Raw genomic sequence first — 17,990 nt, forward strand, 5'->3', positions numbered from 1 at the left:
TACAATATTTAACATTATATGCTTGATCCCATTTAAACCATTTAGGGTGTTTCTGTAATTGTAATCACGGAGGAGACACCTTGTGCTTTCGTATTAGGATTGTACATTGCTTCCGCATAGGCAGGGGGAACAATATATTTTCCTATATTTACAGCTTTAATTTTATAGACAATTTCTTTAGCAACGGATTCAACACCACCAAAGAAATTTACTCGATCTTCACGTATGTCAACATAATCCATGACATTATTATTTTTTATGGAGTCATTTACCACTTCAAATCCACCAGGTAGAAGGTCCTCAATTGCGATATTGGACAGATAGTCATTACCTAATGCCCGAATTTGAATATGTACTTCAATTTCACTTCCTAGAGTTGTGGAGGTAATCACATTCCCTTTTGAATCTTTATACTCTCGGAAAATTTCTAAACCTTGTTTTAATGGAGTTTTTGGAATGACTCGATTAAATCCTGACTGCATGAGTTGATAGAAAAACGTTTTCTTATCAGGGTTGTTAAAACGAATTTTTTGGACATTAGGTTCAATATCAATTTTTTGATATCCCGCATTAGCGGCTGGTACATTGAATTCCTTATTATTGTCCATAATTTTTGTCATGGATAAAACAGAGGCCTGCTCATTGGATAAAGAAGGATGATATGCACCTAAGGCCAAGCTGGAAAATCCAGATAGAACTGTATTGATTTCATCATTATTTATGGCTTGAATTAAGCGCTTAAGCAATTCATCGCCAACCTGAGGTAATAAGTTGGGGAAATGTTTTGCTACCAAATATAAATACTGGGCATCCGCAATGGCACTACTATAAAAATCAGTCACATATGCTTGAGTATTTTGTGGCTTATATAAGCCAATTAATTGATTTGCTTCATCATGGCTTTGCAACAATTGATATGAAGCAGCAATATAAGCTGTCGCAATGTCGGTTTGCCATGATTTTGTCTGGTCTTTTTCCAGATATAATTGCAGGTTTGCCAGATAGTTAGTAGTGACTATTTCATTACGGGTTAAAATGTAAATCGCATAAGCTTGAAGCCTTGCTGCATCCATGTTTGTTACATTTTGGCTTGCCAAGGTCTTAAGGTAGTTGATCCCATTGAAGAACAGATCACTAGGAATATTAAATCCTTGGGTTTTTGCCTCGGTGAGGAAGTGCATTGCATAAACTGATGCAAAGTCATTACCTTGATTGTCACCCAGTCCTGGCCAATAACTAAATCCTCCATTAGACATTTGCCGTTGACTTAGCATCTGAATGGCAGCATTTACTTTTTCTTCAACCTGTTTTGCTTCATAACCAAAGCCAGATTGATTATTCATTGCTAATAATGGTATTGCTTTACTCGTTAATTGCTCTGTACAACCATAAGGATAATTATCCAAATAACGTTGTAAACCAAAGACCAGAATCATAGGGCTAGTGGAAGCAGTTGCGTTTACTTTGCGATATTCCGGATACAATGTTTGCATCACCTCCAAAGTTTTTTGCGCGTCTGCTGATTTACCACTATTAATGTACGTACTCAGCGGCGTAGCTGGTCTGACACTAAGTGTCGCGCTCATTGCACTCGATTTATCGCCCATACTCGCTTTAAAGTTTAATTTAGCAGCGCCTAAAAAGGATTTAGCTCTTAATTTGAAGTGCACAGTTTGCTCATGTCCTTCAGCAATTTCTAATGTTTGCGTTGGGGAGCCAATCACTTCAATTTCAGGCGAAGCAATCAAATCTACATTTATGAGTGCATGTTCTCCGGAACCTTTGATATTATTTGCAATGGATGAAGAGATTTCAAACTCATCTCCTGGTGCGACAAAAGTTGGGACATTCGGATTAATAATGAAATCTCCACGAATTTCGGCAGAGGTTTCTTGAGCACCCACAGAATCTGATGATACCGCTACAGCCATAACTCGTAATGTTCCATTAAAGTAGTCAGGCACTTGATAGACGACTTGGTGGGTACTAGAATCAGTATCAATAATTCCAGACCAATAGGCCACTGGTAGATCCGTTTTTCTTTTAAATGGATTTAGACGGCTTGCCATACCTTCTTCCCCATCGTCCCCACCCACTGCAGAAAGCTCTCTATCCTGAATGAATTTGGGCATGATTTGATCCACAGTTTGTTGCGTTAAAACCTCAAGAGCATGCTTTTGGAAGAAAAATGATAAAGGATCCGGAGTTTCATAGTGTGCTACTTGCAAAATACCTTCATCAACCGCAAATACAATAATTTTACCTGGCTTATCGGTGTGATAATTAATAGTAAATGGTTCACCAGGACGTGCGACGTTTGGTGTTTGCAGATCTATTTTTACTTCATGACTCTCATGATTGACTGTGAAGGGGACAACGCTATAGCTAAGTGGGCTAATAAAGATTTCAGGAGAGCTCCAATCGCGTATAAAGGCGACATTAATATATCCGTCTCCCTGAAAATCAGCAGGGATGTGGATGGTTTGCACGGAGTTGGTAGTATCTGTTTTAAACCATTGAGCTGCAAAAACCTTATCACGCTCTATAGTAATTAAGCCGGAGCCAGTATAGGGCGCGGTGATTTGTATTTCAATATCCTCATTGGCTTGATACTCGGTTTTATTAAGTTTTATTGATAATTCAGCATTTTTAGCTAAGGGTTGTTGGCTGGCACCGACCACACTGAATTTTAACTGATTAAGTACCGTATTATCTTTCCCAAGGACACTTAAGGAAAAATCCCCAATTTGCTGTGTGGGTAAAGCGTAATCAGTTCCTTGCGCAGCAATATTAAATGGGGTAGTGCTCACAATTGTCGACTGAATAACTGACTGATATTGGTAGGTTCCATCCGCTTTTTTAACTAAGGTTGTAACCGGATGTAAAGAGACCAGCTGTAGCTTTAAGTCGTTAATTTCTTGTTTATTTAATTCAGGATTAATTGCAATATAATTAACGCTTCGGGTGCTATTTTGCTTAATAAAAGATAGATCACCGTCGGGTTTATAGCCTACAAAATACGGCAGGGGACTAACCAATGTTTTAGTTTGACTTGTTACGCTACGACCGCCTTCCGCCTCAAAACCTTCAGCGAAAAACGTTAATTGGTAGGTCGCCTTTTCAAAACGGTCAAGATTTAAATCAAATTCGGCTTCGCCTTTGTTGTTTGTGGTCCCATCATTTAATGTTTCAGTGAATACCTTAGGCGGTTTTTTGGGATCCAGTAAAGGGTCAATAAAGACGAAATCGGGATATTTATCAAATTCAACTTTTTGAGGTACTAATAAAATTTTAGCGCTGATTTTTCGGTCCGTAGCCGGTGCACCATATAAATTCCAAAGATTTACCTCTCCTTTCAATCCAGTTGGAGAACTCCATCCTGCGGAAGGCTTTGGTGACAGACTGGTAGTAATTCGCATTCTATCGGGTAAGAACTCAGAAACACGAATACTTGTAGAACCAAGTAGGTTTTGTGGGTATCCATCTTTAACTAGATACAAATTAACCATATATTGGCCGGTGGGCGAACTGGTATTTGTTGTAAAATCAAGATCCATATACCCAAGATCATTCAGGGTAATTTTTTCATCTTTAATCGTAGTTCCTCTTGCATCGACTACAGTTGCTTGCAGTGGTAAGCCTCCAGGTTGTGGCTGAGCATAAGCTTGCTTGACTATCATGCCCACATGAACTGTATCTCCTGGTCTGTAGATTCCTCTATCCGAGAAAAGGTAAGCGCTTAGGCTATGCATTTCTTGATTATTCGTATAAAGACCACCGATATCAAATTTAGAGAAATTTAGTTGTCTGTTGGCATTGTTAAATGGAATAAATGACACGTCATTATTTAATTGAGCCAAATATACAGTAGGTTCTCTATCATCGACAAAATCTTTTAAAGGGGGAAAATTAACTCGACCCTGAGTATCACTAACACGTGATAAAATAGGCAACCCATTTTTACCTAAAACAGTTACCGTTGCATTTGCAACAGGGGTACCTTGCGTTATCGAATTAACAAAAACGTCATGGCTACCGTCTTGATTGTCTTTTACCAGTAATGCCATATCAGTAATTAAAATCATGCGGCTTGCTTTAACATCTAACGCACTTTTATTTGTAGTATCCCACCCAGTGGCTTGTAATAAAAACAATCCTTGAGGTCCCAGCGTATTCGTATTCATTGTTAAATACTTACTGAAATCAAGCGCAGTATACTGTTGCTTTGCCAAATCCGAGATGTCAAACTCTTGAATCTCTGATGAGATTTGGCTGATATTTTGTTGATTAAATGTAGGATTAATGAAATAAGGATTGTTAAAATCACCCTGAGTTTGAGTGATTAATTGGTTAATGTTTTCAGGTAATACTCGTGCGAAATCAAACTTCACTGCAGGAACACCACGAATCAATACAGAAAGTTTTTTCTCCCCACTTAAAGCGAGCAATGACCCTTTATGTAAGAAACTGATTTCTTTAGGTATCGCAGGAACAGGGATGATCGCTGCATACTCAGTTCCTAATGTAAAATTACCAAAACTTCGCATTCCTTTATCTATTTGTATATATATATATCGTGGTGTATCTGCTTTAAATTTAAAACTATGCAAAGTGGAGTAGTTTTGTTCTGTAGGAATCTCTTCCTTTGCTAAAGGCGTAGCTAGAGCCAGGACCGCTTTAGTCACCTCACCTGGATTTTGCCATTGATAGTTCTCCTTAGCAGCTTCACCAACTGTGGCTGGGCGATCTTTCGGTAATAAATAAACATGTACCGATTTATTAAACTCATTCTCATTTATGCCTAGGGAGGTTTCGACATTCAGTACTTGTTCAGGTCTGTCTTTGTCGTTACGAATAATGGATGCCGAAGCAGATAGAACTTTAAGAAAATCTTGGGCACTAGGGATCAGGAGGTTTTGCGATAAATCTTTTTTCAAATGAGCAGAATCTGTAGATGAAGTAACATTTTTATCTAAAGTTAAGCGTAAAAAGCGAGCTTCATTGTTTATTTGTATTGTATCTGAATGGAGATATGCTACCCGCTTATTTTTATCATAAGTAAAGGTAATAGGGAGTTTTTCGCCCGAAGAACCTGATTTAGTTTGATACACTAAAGAAGTGTTTTTCTCCAGATTTTTAGGATTAACTGGAAAATTAAATTCTATAGTAGCTACAGCGTTTCTTATTTCAGCATGTACTGGATCTTGATACAGTTTAAATTCAGAGATTTTGCCATCGAAAGAATGAGTGGAAAATGAATATTCATGGCTTTCCATATTGGCATTGTTTGCAAAAAAGTTAGAGGCAAAACTGATGGTAAATTTTTGTCCCGCAGGCCAATCTTGCGCAGGAGTGAAAACTAATTGACTGTCGCTATTCCACGTCCATGTTCCAGGCATTTTTGGAGTCATTTCTATGCCTTCAGTTACCGTTTTTCCAACCTGGCTCAGCGGTGCAACCGATTGATTAATGAATCCGTTATTCTTTATTCCAAAATCAATAACCAAATTGTTAGCGATCAATTGTTCTTCTGAATTTGGTGTGATGTCTGGAACAGTAATTTGCGCAGTGGTATAAATAGGTTTTGGTAAATTTTTATACCAATGTATTGAATAGCCGGCAATAATTAAAACCAGCACTATTAAAAGGCTGCTTCCCCAAAACATTTTTGGAGATGATTTTGATCTATAGCGTAAGTACTTCAGCCACGGAGGGCTACGCCAATTTAATTTTCCAAACACCGATGAGAAAGCATTTTGTACTCGAGATTGCCGATTTTTATTCATCATTTATTCCAAGGGTGGTGAATTGTGCTGAAAAATTTTTGCATATATTTTATTCTATTTAAGGCATAATAGCGACTATGAACAAAATATTTAAGAAACTTAGCATAATATTTGTTACGCTATTTGTCAGCGTCTATCTGGTTTTATTTTTTTTGCCAAAGCCATCTTTGTTAGAGGACGTGAGTTTTTCTAGGGCGGTTTATGACAACAATCATAATTTATTAAGATTAACATTAAGTCAAGATGAGAAATATCGATTGTATACCCCCTTATCACAAATATCCAACCAGTTAATCGAAGCAACCTTACTCCAAGAAGATCAATACTTTTATTGGCATTATGGCGTTAATCCTTGGGCAACAATAAAAGCCATTTGGCAAACGTACGGTGCACAATCACGTAGAATTGGTGCGTCAACAATTACCATGCAAGTTGCTCGAATGCGTTATGGTATGAATTCAAAAAAAATCTCTGGAAAATTAGCGCAAATCATCCGTGCGATACAAATTGAAATGCATTACTCCAAAAAGGAAATTCTAGAAGCTTATTTAAATTTAGCACCCTATGGCGGCAATATTGAAGGAGTCGGGGCAGCAAGTTTGGTGTATTTTGGGACCTCTGTGAATCAAATCACTTTGCCACAATCCTTAACTTTAAGCATTATCCCCCAAAATCCTGGTAAAAGAACGCCCAATAATAAGGAATTAAAAAAAATTAGAGAGCATTTATTGGGCCGATGGTTAAAAAAACATCCAGAGGATCTTAATAAAAAAGGCATGTTTGCTTTACCTTTAGTAATGCAGAATACACATATGCTGCCTTTTAGCGCCCCACATTTTGTAAATGAAATTTTATACGCCACGGCAACTAAACATCAAAGTATCGATACAACTTTAGATTATCGTGCTCAAATGATTATCGAACGTATTACCCATCATTATCTCGACAGAAAAAAAGGTATCGGTGTAAATAATGCAGCTGTTTTACTCGTAGACACCCGTGATATGGGTATTAAAGGTATGTTGGGCTCGGCTGACTTTTTTAATCAAGGGATTAGCGGACAAATTAATGGTGCAGAAACAAAACGCTCGCCAGGATCCACATTAAAACCCTTTATCTATGGGTTGGCTTTAGATCAAGGGTTAATTCATCCAGATACTGTTTTAAAAGATGTTCCACACAGTTTTAATGGTTATAATCCTGAGAACTTTGATTATGATTTTATGGGCCCCATTAAAGCGAAGGATGCTTTGGTTTTGAGCCGTAATATTCCCGCAATTTCTCTTGCCAATCAATTAACTAATCCAACATTGCATCAATTATTGGAAAAAGCTCAGATCAGCCAATTACGTTCGGAATCTTACTATGGTCTGTCACTGAGTTTAGGTGGAGTTGAATTAACGATGAAAGAACTCGTTAGTTTATATGCGATGTTAGCAAACGATGGACTATGGTACCCAATCCGCACATTTAAAAACGAAGCCAAACCCCAAGGGATACGTTTGCTTAGCCCGGAAGCTAGCTACCTGGTATTAGATATGCTTAAAAATACTCCTCGTTTGGATGAGGTTTCCAAAGATTGGTCTCGTTTGCCTATTTCTTGGAAGACTGGGACATCCTCAGGTTATCGAGATGCATGGACGGTAGGGGTATTTGGTCCTTATGTATTAGCAGTATGGGTGGGCAATTTTGACAATAAAGCAAATCCCGCATTTGTTGGTAAAGACATAGCTGCTCCCTTATTCTTTGAATTATTTGATGCATTAAAACACGAACGAGGACCTATATATGCTTTAGAAAAACATCCAGAACAGATGAATCTAAAGAAAGTCGAAGTATGCAAGGCTTCAGGAATGCTTCCTACTCGTTATTGCCAAGATACGGAATGGGGCTGGTTTATTCCAGGAAAATCCCCCATAAAAAAAGATACAATATATCGAGAAGTTGCTATTAATAGCAAAACAGGTTTACGAACTTGCCACATTGATGAAAATACACGCTTTGAAATTTTTGAGTTTTGGCCTTCTGACTTACTGAGTATTTTTAAGCGGGCAGGAATCCAAAGACATACTCCACCATTTTTTGAGCCTGATTGTAACTTATCTGGAAACTCGGGGCTTAATCCTCACATTACCTCTCCACAAAACGGGATCAGTTATATTATTCGCGCAGATTCCCAGCAAAATAATACCATTCCTCTTACTGCAGTGACTGATGCCGGTATTGCTCATGTATACTGGTTTATTAATGAAACATTTATTGCAAAGACTAAAGCAGGGGAGTCCTACCTATGGAAGGCAAAACCCGGAAAATTTGTTGTCAGAATAGTAGATGATCATGGTCTATCTGATGCACGTGATATTAATGTACAATTGGATAGTTAGTTGAGACTATAAATCTTTTCCCCTGGGGGCAACTTTGCTGAACCAGACTACTTGAACTGAGTGCTAAGGAAAGCAATCATGAAGGAAGTAAGAATTCGTCATTGGTTACCTTTAATTATATTAATAGGACTATTAGTCCTTTTTTTTAGTTTTCGTCTGGATAAGTATTTAACTTTTGAATCCTTAAAAGAACACCATTCCTTATTGTTGTCATGGACCAATAAACATATCTTTATGGCATCTTTTCTTTTTATTTTGGGTTATATCTTTTCTGTTGCAATTTCTTTTCCTGGGGCAGTTTTTCTTACAATAATTGGTGGTTTCTTATTTGGTATATTTTGGGGTGTAATCTATGTAGTCTTTAGTGCCACAATTGGCTCCATGATTGTTTTTTTTGCTGTTCGTACATCCTTAGGAGAGTGGTTAGCTGACAAAGCGTCAGGATGGGTAGGGCGAATGCGTAAAGGATTCAAGCACAATTCCTTTTTTTATTTGCTTACTTTACGCTTAGTGCCTCTATTTCCCTTTTGGGTTATTAATATTGTACCTGCACTTTTGGATGTGAATGCAAAAACATTCTTAATAGCCACACTAATTGGTATCATTCCTGGGTCCCTAGTTTATGTAATGGTTGGTAATGGTTTAGGCCATGTATTTGCTGCGAATCTAACACCTAATCTTCATATTATTTTTGAACCCCAAATATTAGGACCTTTATTGGCACTGGCTGGTCTTTCTTTAATCGCACCAATTTATAAATTTTTTATTGGAACCAAATCTACGCAGCGCAATTCAAGCAATAAGAAAGCAACCGACGAGAACAAAATCATAAATTATGATTTGACCATCATTGGCGGTGGAGCAGGTGGTTTAAGTCTTGCATCGGGTTGTTCTCAATTAGGGCTAAAAGTAGCATTACTCGAATCAGATAAAATGGGTGGAGATTGTTTGAATTATGGATGTGTACCATCCAAATCCTTATTGGCTGCAGCAAAAGCTTGTTACAATGCCCGATGCGCAGAGTCTTTAGGACTACATTTTAAAGAATTGAGTATTGATTTCCCTCAAGTAATGAATCATGTGCAGCATGTCATTAGTCATCTTGAAGAGCATGATTCAGTTCAACGGTTTGAAGCTTTGGGCGTCAAGGTGATCCTAGATTCTGGGACATTTCTCAGCCCAAGTGCGATGAGGGTTGGAGATAAGGTTATCCAAAGTAAATTTTTTGTCATTGCAACGGGTTCTTCACCTTTTATACCCTCTATTCCTGGATTAGATAAAGTCTCCTATCTTACAAATGAAACCGTATTTTCTTTAAAAGAACAGCCACAACATTTAATTGTAATAGGAGGAGGTCCTATTGGTTGCGAACTAGCTCAAGCTTTTGCCATGCTAGGATCCAAGGTAACGCTTTTAGATGCAGCAAATATTCTCCCTAAAGATGATGCGGATTGTGTTCAAATTGTTCGTGATCAACTGGAAACTATGAATATTGCCATTTACGAACACATCAAAGATCTTCAGGTAGAATCACATTCCAAATCTAAAATAAAAATATCATTTAGTGATCCTAATGATCATGTAACCATTACTGGAAGTCATTTGCTTATCGCAACAGGCCGTAAAGCGAATGTTGATGGCCTTGATTTACATAAAGCAGAGGTTAAATACACATCCAAAGGTATCAAGGTGAATAAACGATTACAAACCAGCAATAATAAAATTTATGCGATTGGCGATGTAATCGGAGGATTTCAATTTACGCATATGGCAGAGTATCAAGCAGGGATTGTCTTACGCAATATAGTGTTTAAACTCCCCTTCAAAGTAGATTATCGCGCAATTCCGTGGGTTACCTATACGGAACCGGAATTAGCTCATGTAGGTATGCTCTTGGCTGATGCTAAAAAAAACTCGAGCATTAAAGTTTTTGAATGGCCTTTTATGGATAATGATCGTGCACAAACAGAACGAACTGTACAGGGCAAAATTAAAATTATCACAGATGCAAAGGCAAAAATCTTGGGTGTGACAATTGTAGGACCACATGCCGGCGAGCTTATTTTACCTTGGGTTATAGCAATACGGGAACAAAAGAAATTACGTACGTTTACCGATACAATAGTGCCTTATCCTACTTTAAGCGAAATCAGTAAACGAGTTGCCAGTGCGTATTATACACCCAAACTGTTTTCTAAAATAACCCGAACCCTGGTTCGTTGGTTGCAAAAATTAGGGTAGCTCTATGATAGAACAACATTTAAGAGAATATTATCAACAAGTATTGGTTAATCCAGTGGTCACTCATTTGCATCGTTTCATAACCCCTAATCAGGTTACTTTGTTATCTGGAATCTTAGGTATTCTTATTTTTCCAGCCTTAATCGTTCATCAAGAAATTTTAGCAATTGGCTTACTGCTTTTATCGGGTTATTGTGACACTTTAGATGGAACCTTAGCACGTTTTAATCATCATACATCCAACTGGGGCTCTGTATTAGATATTATGATCGATCGATTAGTGGAATTCATCGTTGTTTTAGCTTTATGGTATGTCTCACCTGTAGATCGTGGGTTTTGGTGTTTGTTGATGTTGGGAAGCATGCTTTTGTGCATTACCAGTTTTCTTGTGGTAGGTATTTTTTCAGAAAACCAGTCTCAAAAAAGCTTTCATTATAGTCCTGGACTTATGGAGCGTGCTGAAGCATTTGCCTTTTTTATTGCGATGATAATATGGCCGCGCGCGTTTATCTCTCTTGCTTCTTTATTCACCGTTCTTGTAACTTTAACTGCTCTAATTCGTCTGATTCAATTTTATAACCAACAACAAACAAAATGAAAAAAAATTGATAAAAGGTTAGAGTGCTTTGCAACTAACCTTTTAATAGATTACCAAGCTTCCCCAAAAGGGCGAACTTCCACTTCAAATGACCATGTAGATGGTGCTTGTTGCGTTAACCAAAATACCGTATCGGCTACATCATCTGGTTTTACGAAGAAACTATCCGGTTTATCAGGCATAAATTCCCTGGTTTTTGGTAAATCCACAATTCCATCAATAAGAACCAAACCGACGTGAATACCCATAGGACCTAAGTATTTAGCCATTGATTCAGCAAGACTTCGTTGGGCTGCTTTTGCTGGGGCAAATACTGCAGTATTAATACCTCCTCGTTTTGAGGCTGTCGCACCTATTATGATAAGTTTTCCCTGACCATTTTGTTTCATTTCAGGGATTACGCACTGGCTTACAAGCATTAACCCTAATGCATTAACGCGCCAACTTGCTTCAAAATCTTTGGGTTTAATTTCTTCTATATTACCCCATACCCCAGAGCCAGCATTGTAGACAACCACATCGATTGTACCCAAATCCTGATGAATTTGAGTAAAAGTTTTTTGTATCGAATCATTCTGACTGACATCACATTCATAGGCATGTGCATTACCTAGTTCATTTGCAAGCTCATAAGCGAACTTTTTTGAGCGAGCGAGTAAAGCCAAATGGTATCCTTCTTTAGCAAAACGCGAAGCAACCGCAGCACCGTTCCCAGGCCCAACCCCAACAATAACGCATACTTTTTTTTCCATATATATCTTCCCATAACAATAAGTTATCCATTCTGTTCCAATTTGTTTGATCAATCAAATAAGTATTATCTCACTCAGGTACCGATAGCATCCAAACAATGCTTACCAGCATAACTAGGAAGTTGAAATGGAGCATGTTAATTTCCAAAAACATTTACATGTGAAATGATATTGAACATAATTGCTTCTTTTTTTCAATTAAAATATGAAACGATTTTTTAAGCCCTCTAAAAGAAAAATTTCCTTTCAAGAATACATGCAAGATACTTTACTTCTAGCAAAGCGAATTGTTTCGGATTGTGGTCAACAACGTTATAGTAGTGCCCAATTAGAATTAGCTCTTGTCTCTTTTGCAGATCTTCTAACATTAAAACAAGAAATAGATGATGATATTGAGGTAGAATTTCCCGAGTTGGAATGTGACTGGAGTGCTGGCTTTGACTGGCTGGATCTTTCGGTGCATTTTGGTGATCCTGATGCCATTAAATATTTTAAGAATAACCTGCAAAGAGAAGATTTTTCTGACGAATATCAAAATTATAAAACATATATTCGTCCAGATTGCGATTTACAGTTGTATGAAGGTAACGGTAAGTCTTTAAAAGGATAGATAAAATTGTCCTAGACACTACTATAAGGGCTAGAAACTGACGCTCGTTAAATACACTAGCTCTATTGTATAATTACAATTTCCGATAAGTTCCATTATTAAAAACTAGGTAGGCTTCGCCACGATGAGAGATAACTTCATCAAAAGGAAAGAGCGCTTTAAGCTCTGAACAATTGAGATCACTTCCAAGCCATTCTATTGAAGCCACTTCTACTGAGTTAAACTCAGAGTATCTATTTTTTAAATTAAGTGTAAACGCATGTCTAAAGGGAGTAGGGAGTTTATGAATTAATGATATTAGGTCAGTAAGAATAAATTTATTGTATTTAAAAACTAATTTAATATGAGCAATTGAATTTGTCGGAGTCGGAATAAAAATCGCAACACTCTCTTGATTCAGTTGTTTTGCCAAGAGAGACGCGATAAAGAACGTTTCTTTTCGAGATAATTTCTGTAAGGGCGAAACATAAAAAATCTCTGAGTTCTCCGCTGTGAACCGTTGCGATTCTTGCATTGTATAAGCACCCAGAGCGTTTTTAAATTCGCCTACTTCCATATGCTTTTTTTGTAATACACGAATAGCACTTTGGTTAAGCTGATGCTGCTCTTTGCCGACTAAACGTTGGTACGCTTTTTCAAGATCAAGGATTCGATTATTATTTGAGTAAAACAATTGAATGCTATTTGAGGCAGTAAAACCTATAAGATGATAGGTTAGAAAATAGAATATAATAAAAAGATTAAATAATTTTTTCTCTGACATTGGAAAAGCCCCTTATCGTTTTTGATTGGATGATGAAGCGATTAGTAGGATGGGATCCTAAGCTCCTCATAATAAATAGGATTAAATCAATAAAACTCTGTCAATTAAGAATGTAAATCTAATTATGCTGTATTTTGAGGATCATGGATTCTAAGGTTAAACCAGGCCCAAAAGCACAACTAAAAATATGCTTTTCCATATCTTTGCTATTCAATTTATCCCAAATATTTTTTAAAACGAATAATATGGTTGCTGAGGACATATTCCCATAATTTCTTAATATATCGTAGGAATGTTGGTTGTCTTGACTGGAAATTTTTAATGCTTTTTCACATGCCTGAAGAATTTTAATACCGCCTGGGTGAATGGCATAATAATTGATGTCCGCAAACGAATAATTAGACTGTGTTAATAATTTTTCAACAAACAGAAAAATTCCTGACTCAATTGCTTCGGGCACATAAGAACTCAGTATAATATCAAATCCATAATCTGTGATTGTCCATGCCATGTCCTGGCTTGTTTGAGGAACTAAATCACAATAAAAGGACTCTATACTCAAACATTTGTTTGAATGAGCTTCTCCCTGAATCAAAGCGGTTGCAGCTCCATCAGCAAAAATTGCATTTGAAACGATATTCTCTATTTTAAAGGTATTTTGAAAGTGTATTGTACAAAGTTCAACACAAACTAAAAGTACATTGGCATCAGGTTCAGTTTGACAAAATGCATTTGCGACTTTTAAACCATTAAACGCCCCATAACACCCCATAAAATTGATCGCAGTACGTTTTACCGATGAAGTTAACTCAAGTTTCTGTATAATTTCAATGTCAATTCCAGGAGCATACATACCCGTACAGCTGACTGTAATTAAATGTGTAATCTTTTTTCTATCAAACTCTATGCTATTTAAGCAATTCTCAATGGAAACTATAGCTAAATTTAGTGCATTATCCTTATACAAATTCATTCGCTTTAAGGTTGATGGAAAATTTTCTTTTGGTGTATTAGGAAAAAATTCAAATTCCCCTGGCTGTTTGCAATAATCGGTTAATACACTATATCTAGTCTCAATTCCTGATGATTTATAAATTTTTTTTAGCACCTTTTTTTGTGCTTCATTGAGATGAAAACCCACGGAAATAAGATCCGCAATCTCATCTTGTGTTCGTTTAAAAGGCGGGGTGGCTATTCCAATTGCGGTAATTTTTGATGGCATTTTTTCCCTTTTTTTTGCAAACATCCTCGAAAGCCAGTATGTTATAGCTTATAAGTTTATAGCACAAATCATTATTGCAATATTCAAATATACGATGCAGAATTAAAATTTCCCTCTTTAAAATGAAATGGCCCGATTGAAAGTACGATCACATGAAAAGGAACTCATCGATCTTGGACAGGATTTTTATACGCCTCAAGAATACGAACAATCCTTAAAAAAATTATTTAAAATCAATAAATTAATGGGAATGTTTAAAAATACAGTCCATTTATTGCATCAATTTCCTTCCAGTTCTATATTGACTGATGTGGGATGTGGAGGCGGCTTATTTTTAATTAATCTTGCTAAATACTTTCCTAAAATGCGTCTAATAGGATTAGATATCTCACATGATGCGATTAAACTTGCAAAAGAAGAATTAATTAAATGGGAACAAAAAAATGGAGATGCGCAAGTTAAGTTTCAAATCCAATTAAAACCTGAGCTCGAAATCAATACTCGTGTAGATATCATTTTACTTAATTTGGTATGCCACCATCTGAATGATGAAGAATTAGTCTCGCTCTTAATAAAAGCAAATGATACAGCGCATAAAGCTGTGGTGATTAATGATCTCCATCGTAATTTTTTTGCTTATTGCCTTTATAAAATAATCAGCCCAGTATTGTTTCGTAACCGACTTATCACCCATGATGGTCTATTATCGATCAAAAAAAGTTTTACCAGAACGGAGTTAGTTTTTTTTCTACAACAAGCAGGTATTAAAAATTATCAAATCAAATGGCACTTCCCATTTTGGTGGAGTATTCTTATTCTGAAATAATTATGGATTAAAATTTATGACTCTGGATGTGCTTATCATTGGTGGAGGGCCTTCTGGTGCAACTACTGCATTATTACTTGCCCAAGCAGGATGGTCTGTAGGGCTAGTCGAAAAGAAAAAATTTCCTCGAAGAAAGGTCTGTGGTGAGTTCATATCGGTTACAAGCTTACCTCTAATACAAAAACTTGGTTTGGAAGAGTTCTATCTAACAAATTGTGGACCGGAAATACAAAAAGTCGGTTTATATGCGGATGATCTTATTTTGACCGCAAATATGCCTTCCATTGGAGCATCAAGAAATCTATGGGGACGGGCGCTAGGACGAGAGTATCTTGATACAGAACTTGTAAATAGAGCTAAACTGGAAGGGGTTTGTGTTTGGCAACCATGTGAAGCTCTCTCTGTACAACGTTCTAAAGATGGATTGTTTCTATGCTCCATAAAAGAAAATGATAAAACAATCGAGATAAAGGCTTCTTTAGTTGTTATTGCAAATGGTTCATGGGAAAAAAGAATCGATGCACAAGAGAATAAAATACACAAAGCCTCTGATCTCCTTGCATTTAAAGCACATTTTAGAAACTCCAGCTTACCTGTAAATTTAATGCCACTTCTGGCTTTTCCTGGTGGCTACGGCGGCATGGTTCATAGTAGCATGCAAAGAGTCACACTTTCTTGTTGCATTCGACGAAATGTTTTGCATGACTTGCGTTTAAAAAATCCAGGTGTACAAGCAGGTGAAACAGTGTATCAATATATATTGAACCAATGTCGAGGGGCTAGGGAAGTGCTTAGTTGTGCAGAGCGAGAAGGAAACTGGCTATCAGCAGGGCCAATTAAACCTGGTATTCGTAAGTGCTATCAGAATGGTTTCTTTTTTGTTGGTAATATTGCAGGTGAAGCTCATCCCATTGTGGCCGAGGGAATTAGTATGGCCATGCAATCCGCATGGTTGCTTGCACACTGTTTAATTCAATTTAAACTCAACATACGAAGAGGGCAGCATTTCGATGATGCGGGTACGTTTTATACGAAACAATGGTATAAATACTTTAGCAATCGCATCCATGCAGCCTCATTTTTTGCACAATTAGCGATGATGAAGCCTTGGGCCAGATCGTTATTGAGACCTATAATCAAACAATTCCCTGGGGTTTTAACCATGGGGGCAAGATTTAGTGGAAAAATACAACAGGTTGTACCAATCAATGAACGCTAAAATGAGTCATTTCGATATAAATGTTGAAACATTAATTCTGGTAGCGATATGGGGACAGAATCCAAGTATTGTTCAGGGATGTTTTAAAGTCTCTACGCTTCGTGCTCAGCGTGAACAGTATTTTCTTTTTCGATGTGAAATTAAAAATAATCCACAAACAGCACATATTGAAGATGAATTTTATCCTGAAAATTACCAATTCACCCATTTTTACAATCAAGAACAGACCATCTATTTGAATGAAACAAATGAGTCTCAGGAATACGCTGTATACATATTAAAATATGCACTTCATGTCACTATAAAAAAAATGTTAATCACGAATCCTCAAAAACACCAATTTTTATCTATGGATGATGCATTTATTAACTCTTTGATTAAAAAAATTAAACCTCTATTAAATAAAGAGGAGTTGTGGAGCGAGCCATTGAACGAGATAGGTTTTGCAGTTGCGATGGATTTTTGTCCCCAAGAAAAAATGGGTGAAGCAGCAGTACAAGCACTTTTAGCCAACTTTCATTAACTTCTATTTGTTTAGGGAAAAAAGCTAATAAATACTTATATTTTGTCTACAAAAAAAACATTTTTATGTATTTATGATAAACTTGGCATCCCTTTATTTTGGATAGAATTCTATGTTTGAACTATATAAAAACAATCATTATGTTATGTACTATGAAAACCAAAACAATAGTTCTGGACCCACGCATTTACTCACAGTTAAATGCTTAGCCACAAACAAGACCACTGGAATGTGGGTGGATCCAACGGGCACCAGTACTGATGCAAAACTTCTGGACAAAATTCTACGCCTTGAAGAGTTGAAAAAAACCCTTAATCAAGATTCCTATGAACATGAAGTTGCTTGTTTTATAGAAAAACTCATAGAAAATGGTGGTTATACGTGTCTTGAAATATCAAGTTTAATGAAAGATGCACTAAAACATCATAAAGACCCACAGCATTTGTTTGAAACAATTAAAAACATAGATGTTTCATACATTCGAAATGAAGATCATCACCGGTTTCATAATATTCAAGAAATGAGAAACGCAGTAGCTGGATTTATTAGAACACTTACCGAATTCATTTGTACTGTTTTGTCTATCCCTTCGGAAAATTCCGTCACAGAAACCTTGGTAAAATTTAATATTTATCAAAATCCTGTTGCCAATAAAACACTAAAAAAAGAACGAGACGAAGAACACGACCGAGAGCTAGACGAAGAATCAACTATTAAACCTTAAACGGTTTAGGAAAGGGTTAGGGTAATTAAAAGCAATATCGTTCCCTTAGGTCTGATTATTTTGATAATCAGACCTAATATGGTAAGCGTAGTTAATGTAGTCAACGTTAGATAACTGCTTTAATATCGCGCATCTAACGGGCTGTATTAACGATCTAGGCGCACGTTGGTTAAAGCAAAACATCCTGATACCTAATCGACTGTGCTTACCTCTAACTCTGCAGAAATGTCCTCATGCTAATGCATGTTTAACATGCACACACATTTCGGAACCTCAAAGAAACACCTGGAACAACATAAATGTAGAAAAAATTGAAGACACAATTGAATACTATGCACCCTA

At 36.8% G+C, this 17,990-nt stretch carries 12 protein-coding genes; 8 read left to right on the forward strand and 4 right to left on the reverse strand.

All coding sequences use genetic code 11. The annotated features are described in order from the left end of the window. Positions 1 to 41 precede the first annotated feature (41 nt). Positions 42 to 5,786, reverse strand: a complete 5,745-nt coding sequence (locus tag ACWTE2_RS17905; RefSeq protein WP_454784420.1) for an alpha-2-macroglobulin — start codon at positions 5,784 to 5,786, stop codon at positions 42 to 44. A gap of 77 nt (positions 5,787 to 5,863) precedes the next feature. Between ACWTE2_RS17905 and pbpC the strand changes: the two genes are divergently transcribed. The 3 genes from pbpC (at position 5,864) to ACWTE2_RS17920 (ending at position 11,009) form a co-directional block, all read left to right on the forward strand. After that, positions 5,864 to 8,170, forward strand: coding sequence for a penicillin-binding protein 1C (pbpC, locus tag ACWTE2_RS17910; protein ID WP_454783725.1), 2,307 nt, complete (start codon positions 5,864 to 5,866; stop codon positions 8,168 to 8,170). Between the two features lie 78 nt (positions 8,171 to 8,248). Next, positions 8,249 to 10,411 (forward strand): FAD-dependent oxidoreductase, encoded by a 2,163-nt coding sequence (locus tag ACWTE2_RS17915; RefSeq protein WP_454783726.1) that lies wholly within the window; start codon positions 8,249 to 8,251, stop codon positions 10,409 to 10,411. Between the two features lie 4 nt (positions 10,412 to 10,415). Then, positions 10,416 to 11,009: a CDP-alcohol phosphatidyltransferase family protein gene (locus tag ACWTE2_RS17920; protein ID WP_454783727.1), complete on the forward strand. Its 594-nt coding sequence runs from the start codon at positions 10,416 to 10,418 to the stop codon at positions 11,007 to 11,009. Between the two features lie 50 nt (positions 11,010 to 11,059). Here ACWTE2_RS17920 and ACWTE2_RS17925 read toward each other — a convergent pair whose 3' ends face one another. Next, positions 11,060 to 11,761 (reverse strand): SDR family NAD(P)-dependent oxidoreductase, encoded by a 702-nt coding sequence (locus ACWTE2_RS17925; RefSeq protein ID WP_454783728.1) that lies wholly within the window; start codon positions 11,759 to 11,761, stop codon positions 11,060 to 11,062. A gap of 205 nt (positions 11,762 to 11,966) precedes the next feature. On the opposite strand from ACWTE2_RS17925, the gene ACWTE2_RS17930 reads away from it, so the two are divergent. Then, on the forward strand, positions 11,967 to 12,371 hold the full coding sequence (locus tag ACWTE2_RS17930; protein WP_454783729.1) for a hypothetical protein: 405 nt from the start codon (positions 11,967 to 11,969) through the stop codon (positions 12,369 to 12,371). Positions 12,372 to 12,444: 73 nt separating this feature from the next. Here ACWTE2_RS17930 and ACWTE2_RS17935 read toward each other — a convergent pair whose 3' ends face one another. Together ACWTE2_RS17935 and ACWTE2_RS17940 are read right to left on the reverse strand one after the other, a co-directional pair. Next, positions 12,445 to 13,134, reverse strand: coding sequence for a hypothetical protein (locus ACWTE2_RS17935; protein WP_454783730.1), 690 nt, complete (start codon positions 13,132 to 13,134; stop codon positions 12,445 to 12,447). Positions 13,135 to 13,252: 118 nt separating this feature from the next. Continuing rightward, positions 13,253 to 14,380: a type III polyketide synthase gene (locus ACWTE2_RS17940; RefSeq protein ID WP_454783731.1), complete on the reverse strand. Its 1,128-nt coding sequence runs from the start codon at positions 14,378 to 14,380 to the stop codon at positions 13,253 to 13,255. 103 nt (positions 14,381 to 14,483) lie between these two features. On the opposite strand from ACWTE2_RS17940, the gene ACWTE2_RS17945 reads away from it, so the two are divergent. From ACWTE2_RS17945 to ACWTE2_RS17960, 4 genes are all read left to right on the forward strand, one after another. Next, the gene (locus ACWTE2_RS17945; RefSeq protein ID WP_454783732.1) at positions 14,484 to 15,182 is read left to right on the forward strand and encodes a methyltransferase; all 699 of its coding nucleotides are present in this window, start codon (positions 14,484 to 14,486) and stop codon (positions 15,180 to 15,182) included. Between the two features lie 16 nt (positions 15,183 to 15,198). After that, complete coding sequence (locus ACWTE2_RS17950; RefSeq protein WP_454783733.1) at positions 15,199 to 16,401, forward strand: NAD(P)/FAD-dependent oxidoreductase; 1,203 nt, start codon at positions 15,199 to 15,201, stop codon at positions 16,399 to 16,401. Between the two features lies 1 nt (position 16,402). After that, a complete protein-coding gene (locus ACWTE2_RS17955; protein ID WP_454783734.1) occupies positions 16,403 to 16,924 on the forward strand; it encodes a hypothetical protein in 522 nt (173 codons plus the stop codon). 112 nt (positions 16,925 to 17,036) lie between these two features. Then, positions 17,037 to 17,648: a hypothetical protein gene (locus ACWTE2_RS17960; RefSeq protein WP_454783735.1), complete on the forward strand. Its 612-nt coding sequence runs from the start codon at positions 17,037 to 17,039 to the stop codon at positions 17,646 to 17,648. The last annotated feature ends 342 nt before the right edge of the window (positions 17,649 to 17,990 follow it).

This window comes from Legionella nigrisilvae (assembly GCF_977063395.2).

Bases quoted from the DNA above. Each gene is read 5' to 3' on its own strand.
- ACWTE2_RS17905 (WP_454784420.1), bottom strand. From the start codon at position 5,786: ATGAATAAAAATCGGCAATCTCGAGTACAAAATGCTTTCTCATCGGTG.
- pbpC (WP_454783725.1), top strand. From the start codon at position 5,864: ATGAACAAAATATTTAAGAAACTTAGCATAATATTTGTTACGCTATTT.
- ACWTE2_RS17915 (WP_454783726.1), top strand. From the start codon at position 8,249: ATGAAGGAAGTAAGAATTCGTCATTGGTTACCTTTAATTATATTAATA.
- ACWTE2_RS17920 (WP_454783727.1), top strand. From the start codon at position 10,416: ATGATAGAACAACATTTAAGAGAATATTATCAACAAGTATTGGTTAAT.
- ACWTE2_RS17925 (WP_454783728.1), bottom strand. From the start codon at position 11,761: ATGGAAAAAAAAGTATGCGTTATTGTTGGGGTTGGGCCTGGGAACGGT.
- ACWTE2_RS17930 (WP_454783729.1), top strand. From the start codon at position 11,967: ATGAAACGATTTTTTAAGCCCTCTAAAAGAAAAATTTCCTTTCAAGAA.
- ACWTE2_RS17935 (WP_454783730.1), bottom strand. From the start codon at position 13,134: ATGTCAGAGAAAAAATTATTTAATCTTTTTATTATATTCTATTTTCTA.
- ACWTE2_RS17940 (WP_454783731.1), bottom strand. From the start codon at position 14,380: ATGTTTGCAAAAAAAAGGGAAAAAATGCCATCAAAAATTACCGCAATT.
- ACWTE2_RS17945 (WP_454783732.1), top strand. From the start codon at position 14,484: ATGGCCCGATTGAAAGTACGATCACATGAAAAGGAACTCATCGATCTT.
- ACWTE2_RS17950 (WP_454783733.1), top strand. From the start codon at position 15,199: ATGACTCTGGATGTGCTTATCATTGGTGGAGGGCCTTCTGGTGCAACT.
- ACWTE2_RS17955 (WP_454783734.1), top strand. From the start codon at position 16,403: ATGAGTCATTTCGATATAAATGTTGAAACATTAATTCTGGTAGCGATA.
- ACWTE2_RS17960 (WP_454783735.1), top strand. From the start codon at position 17,037: ATGTTTGAACTATATAAAAACAATCATTATGTTATGTACTATGAAAAC.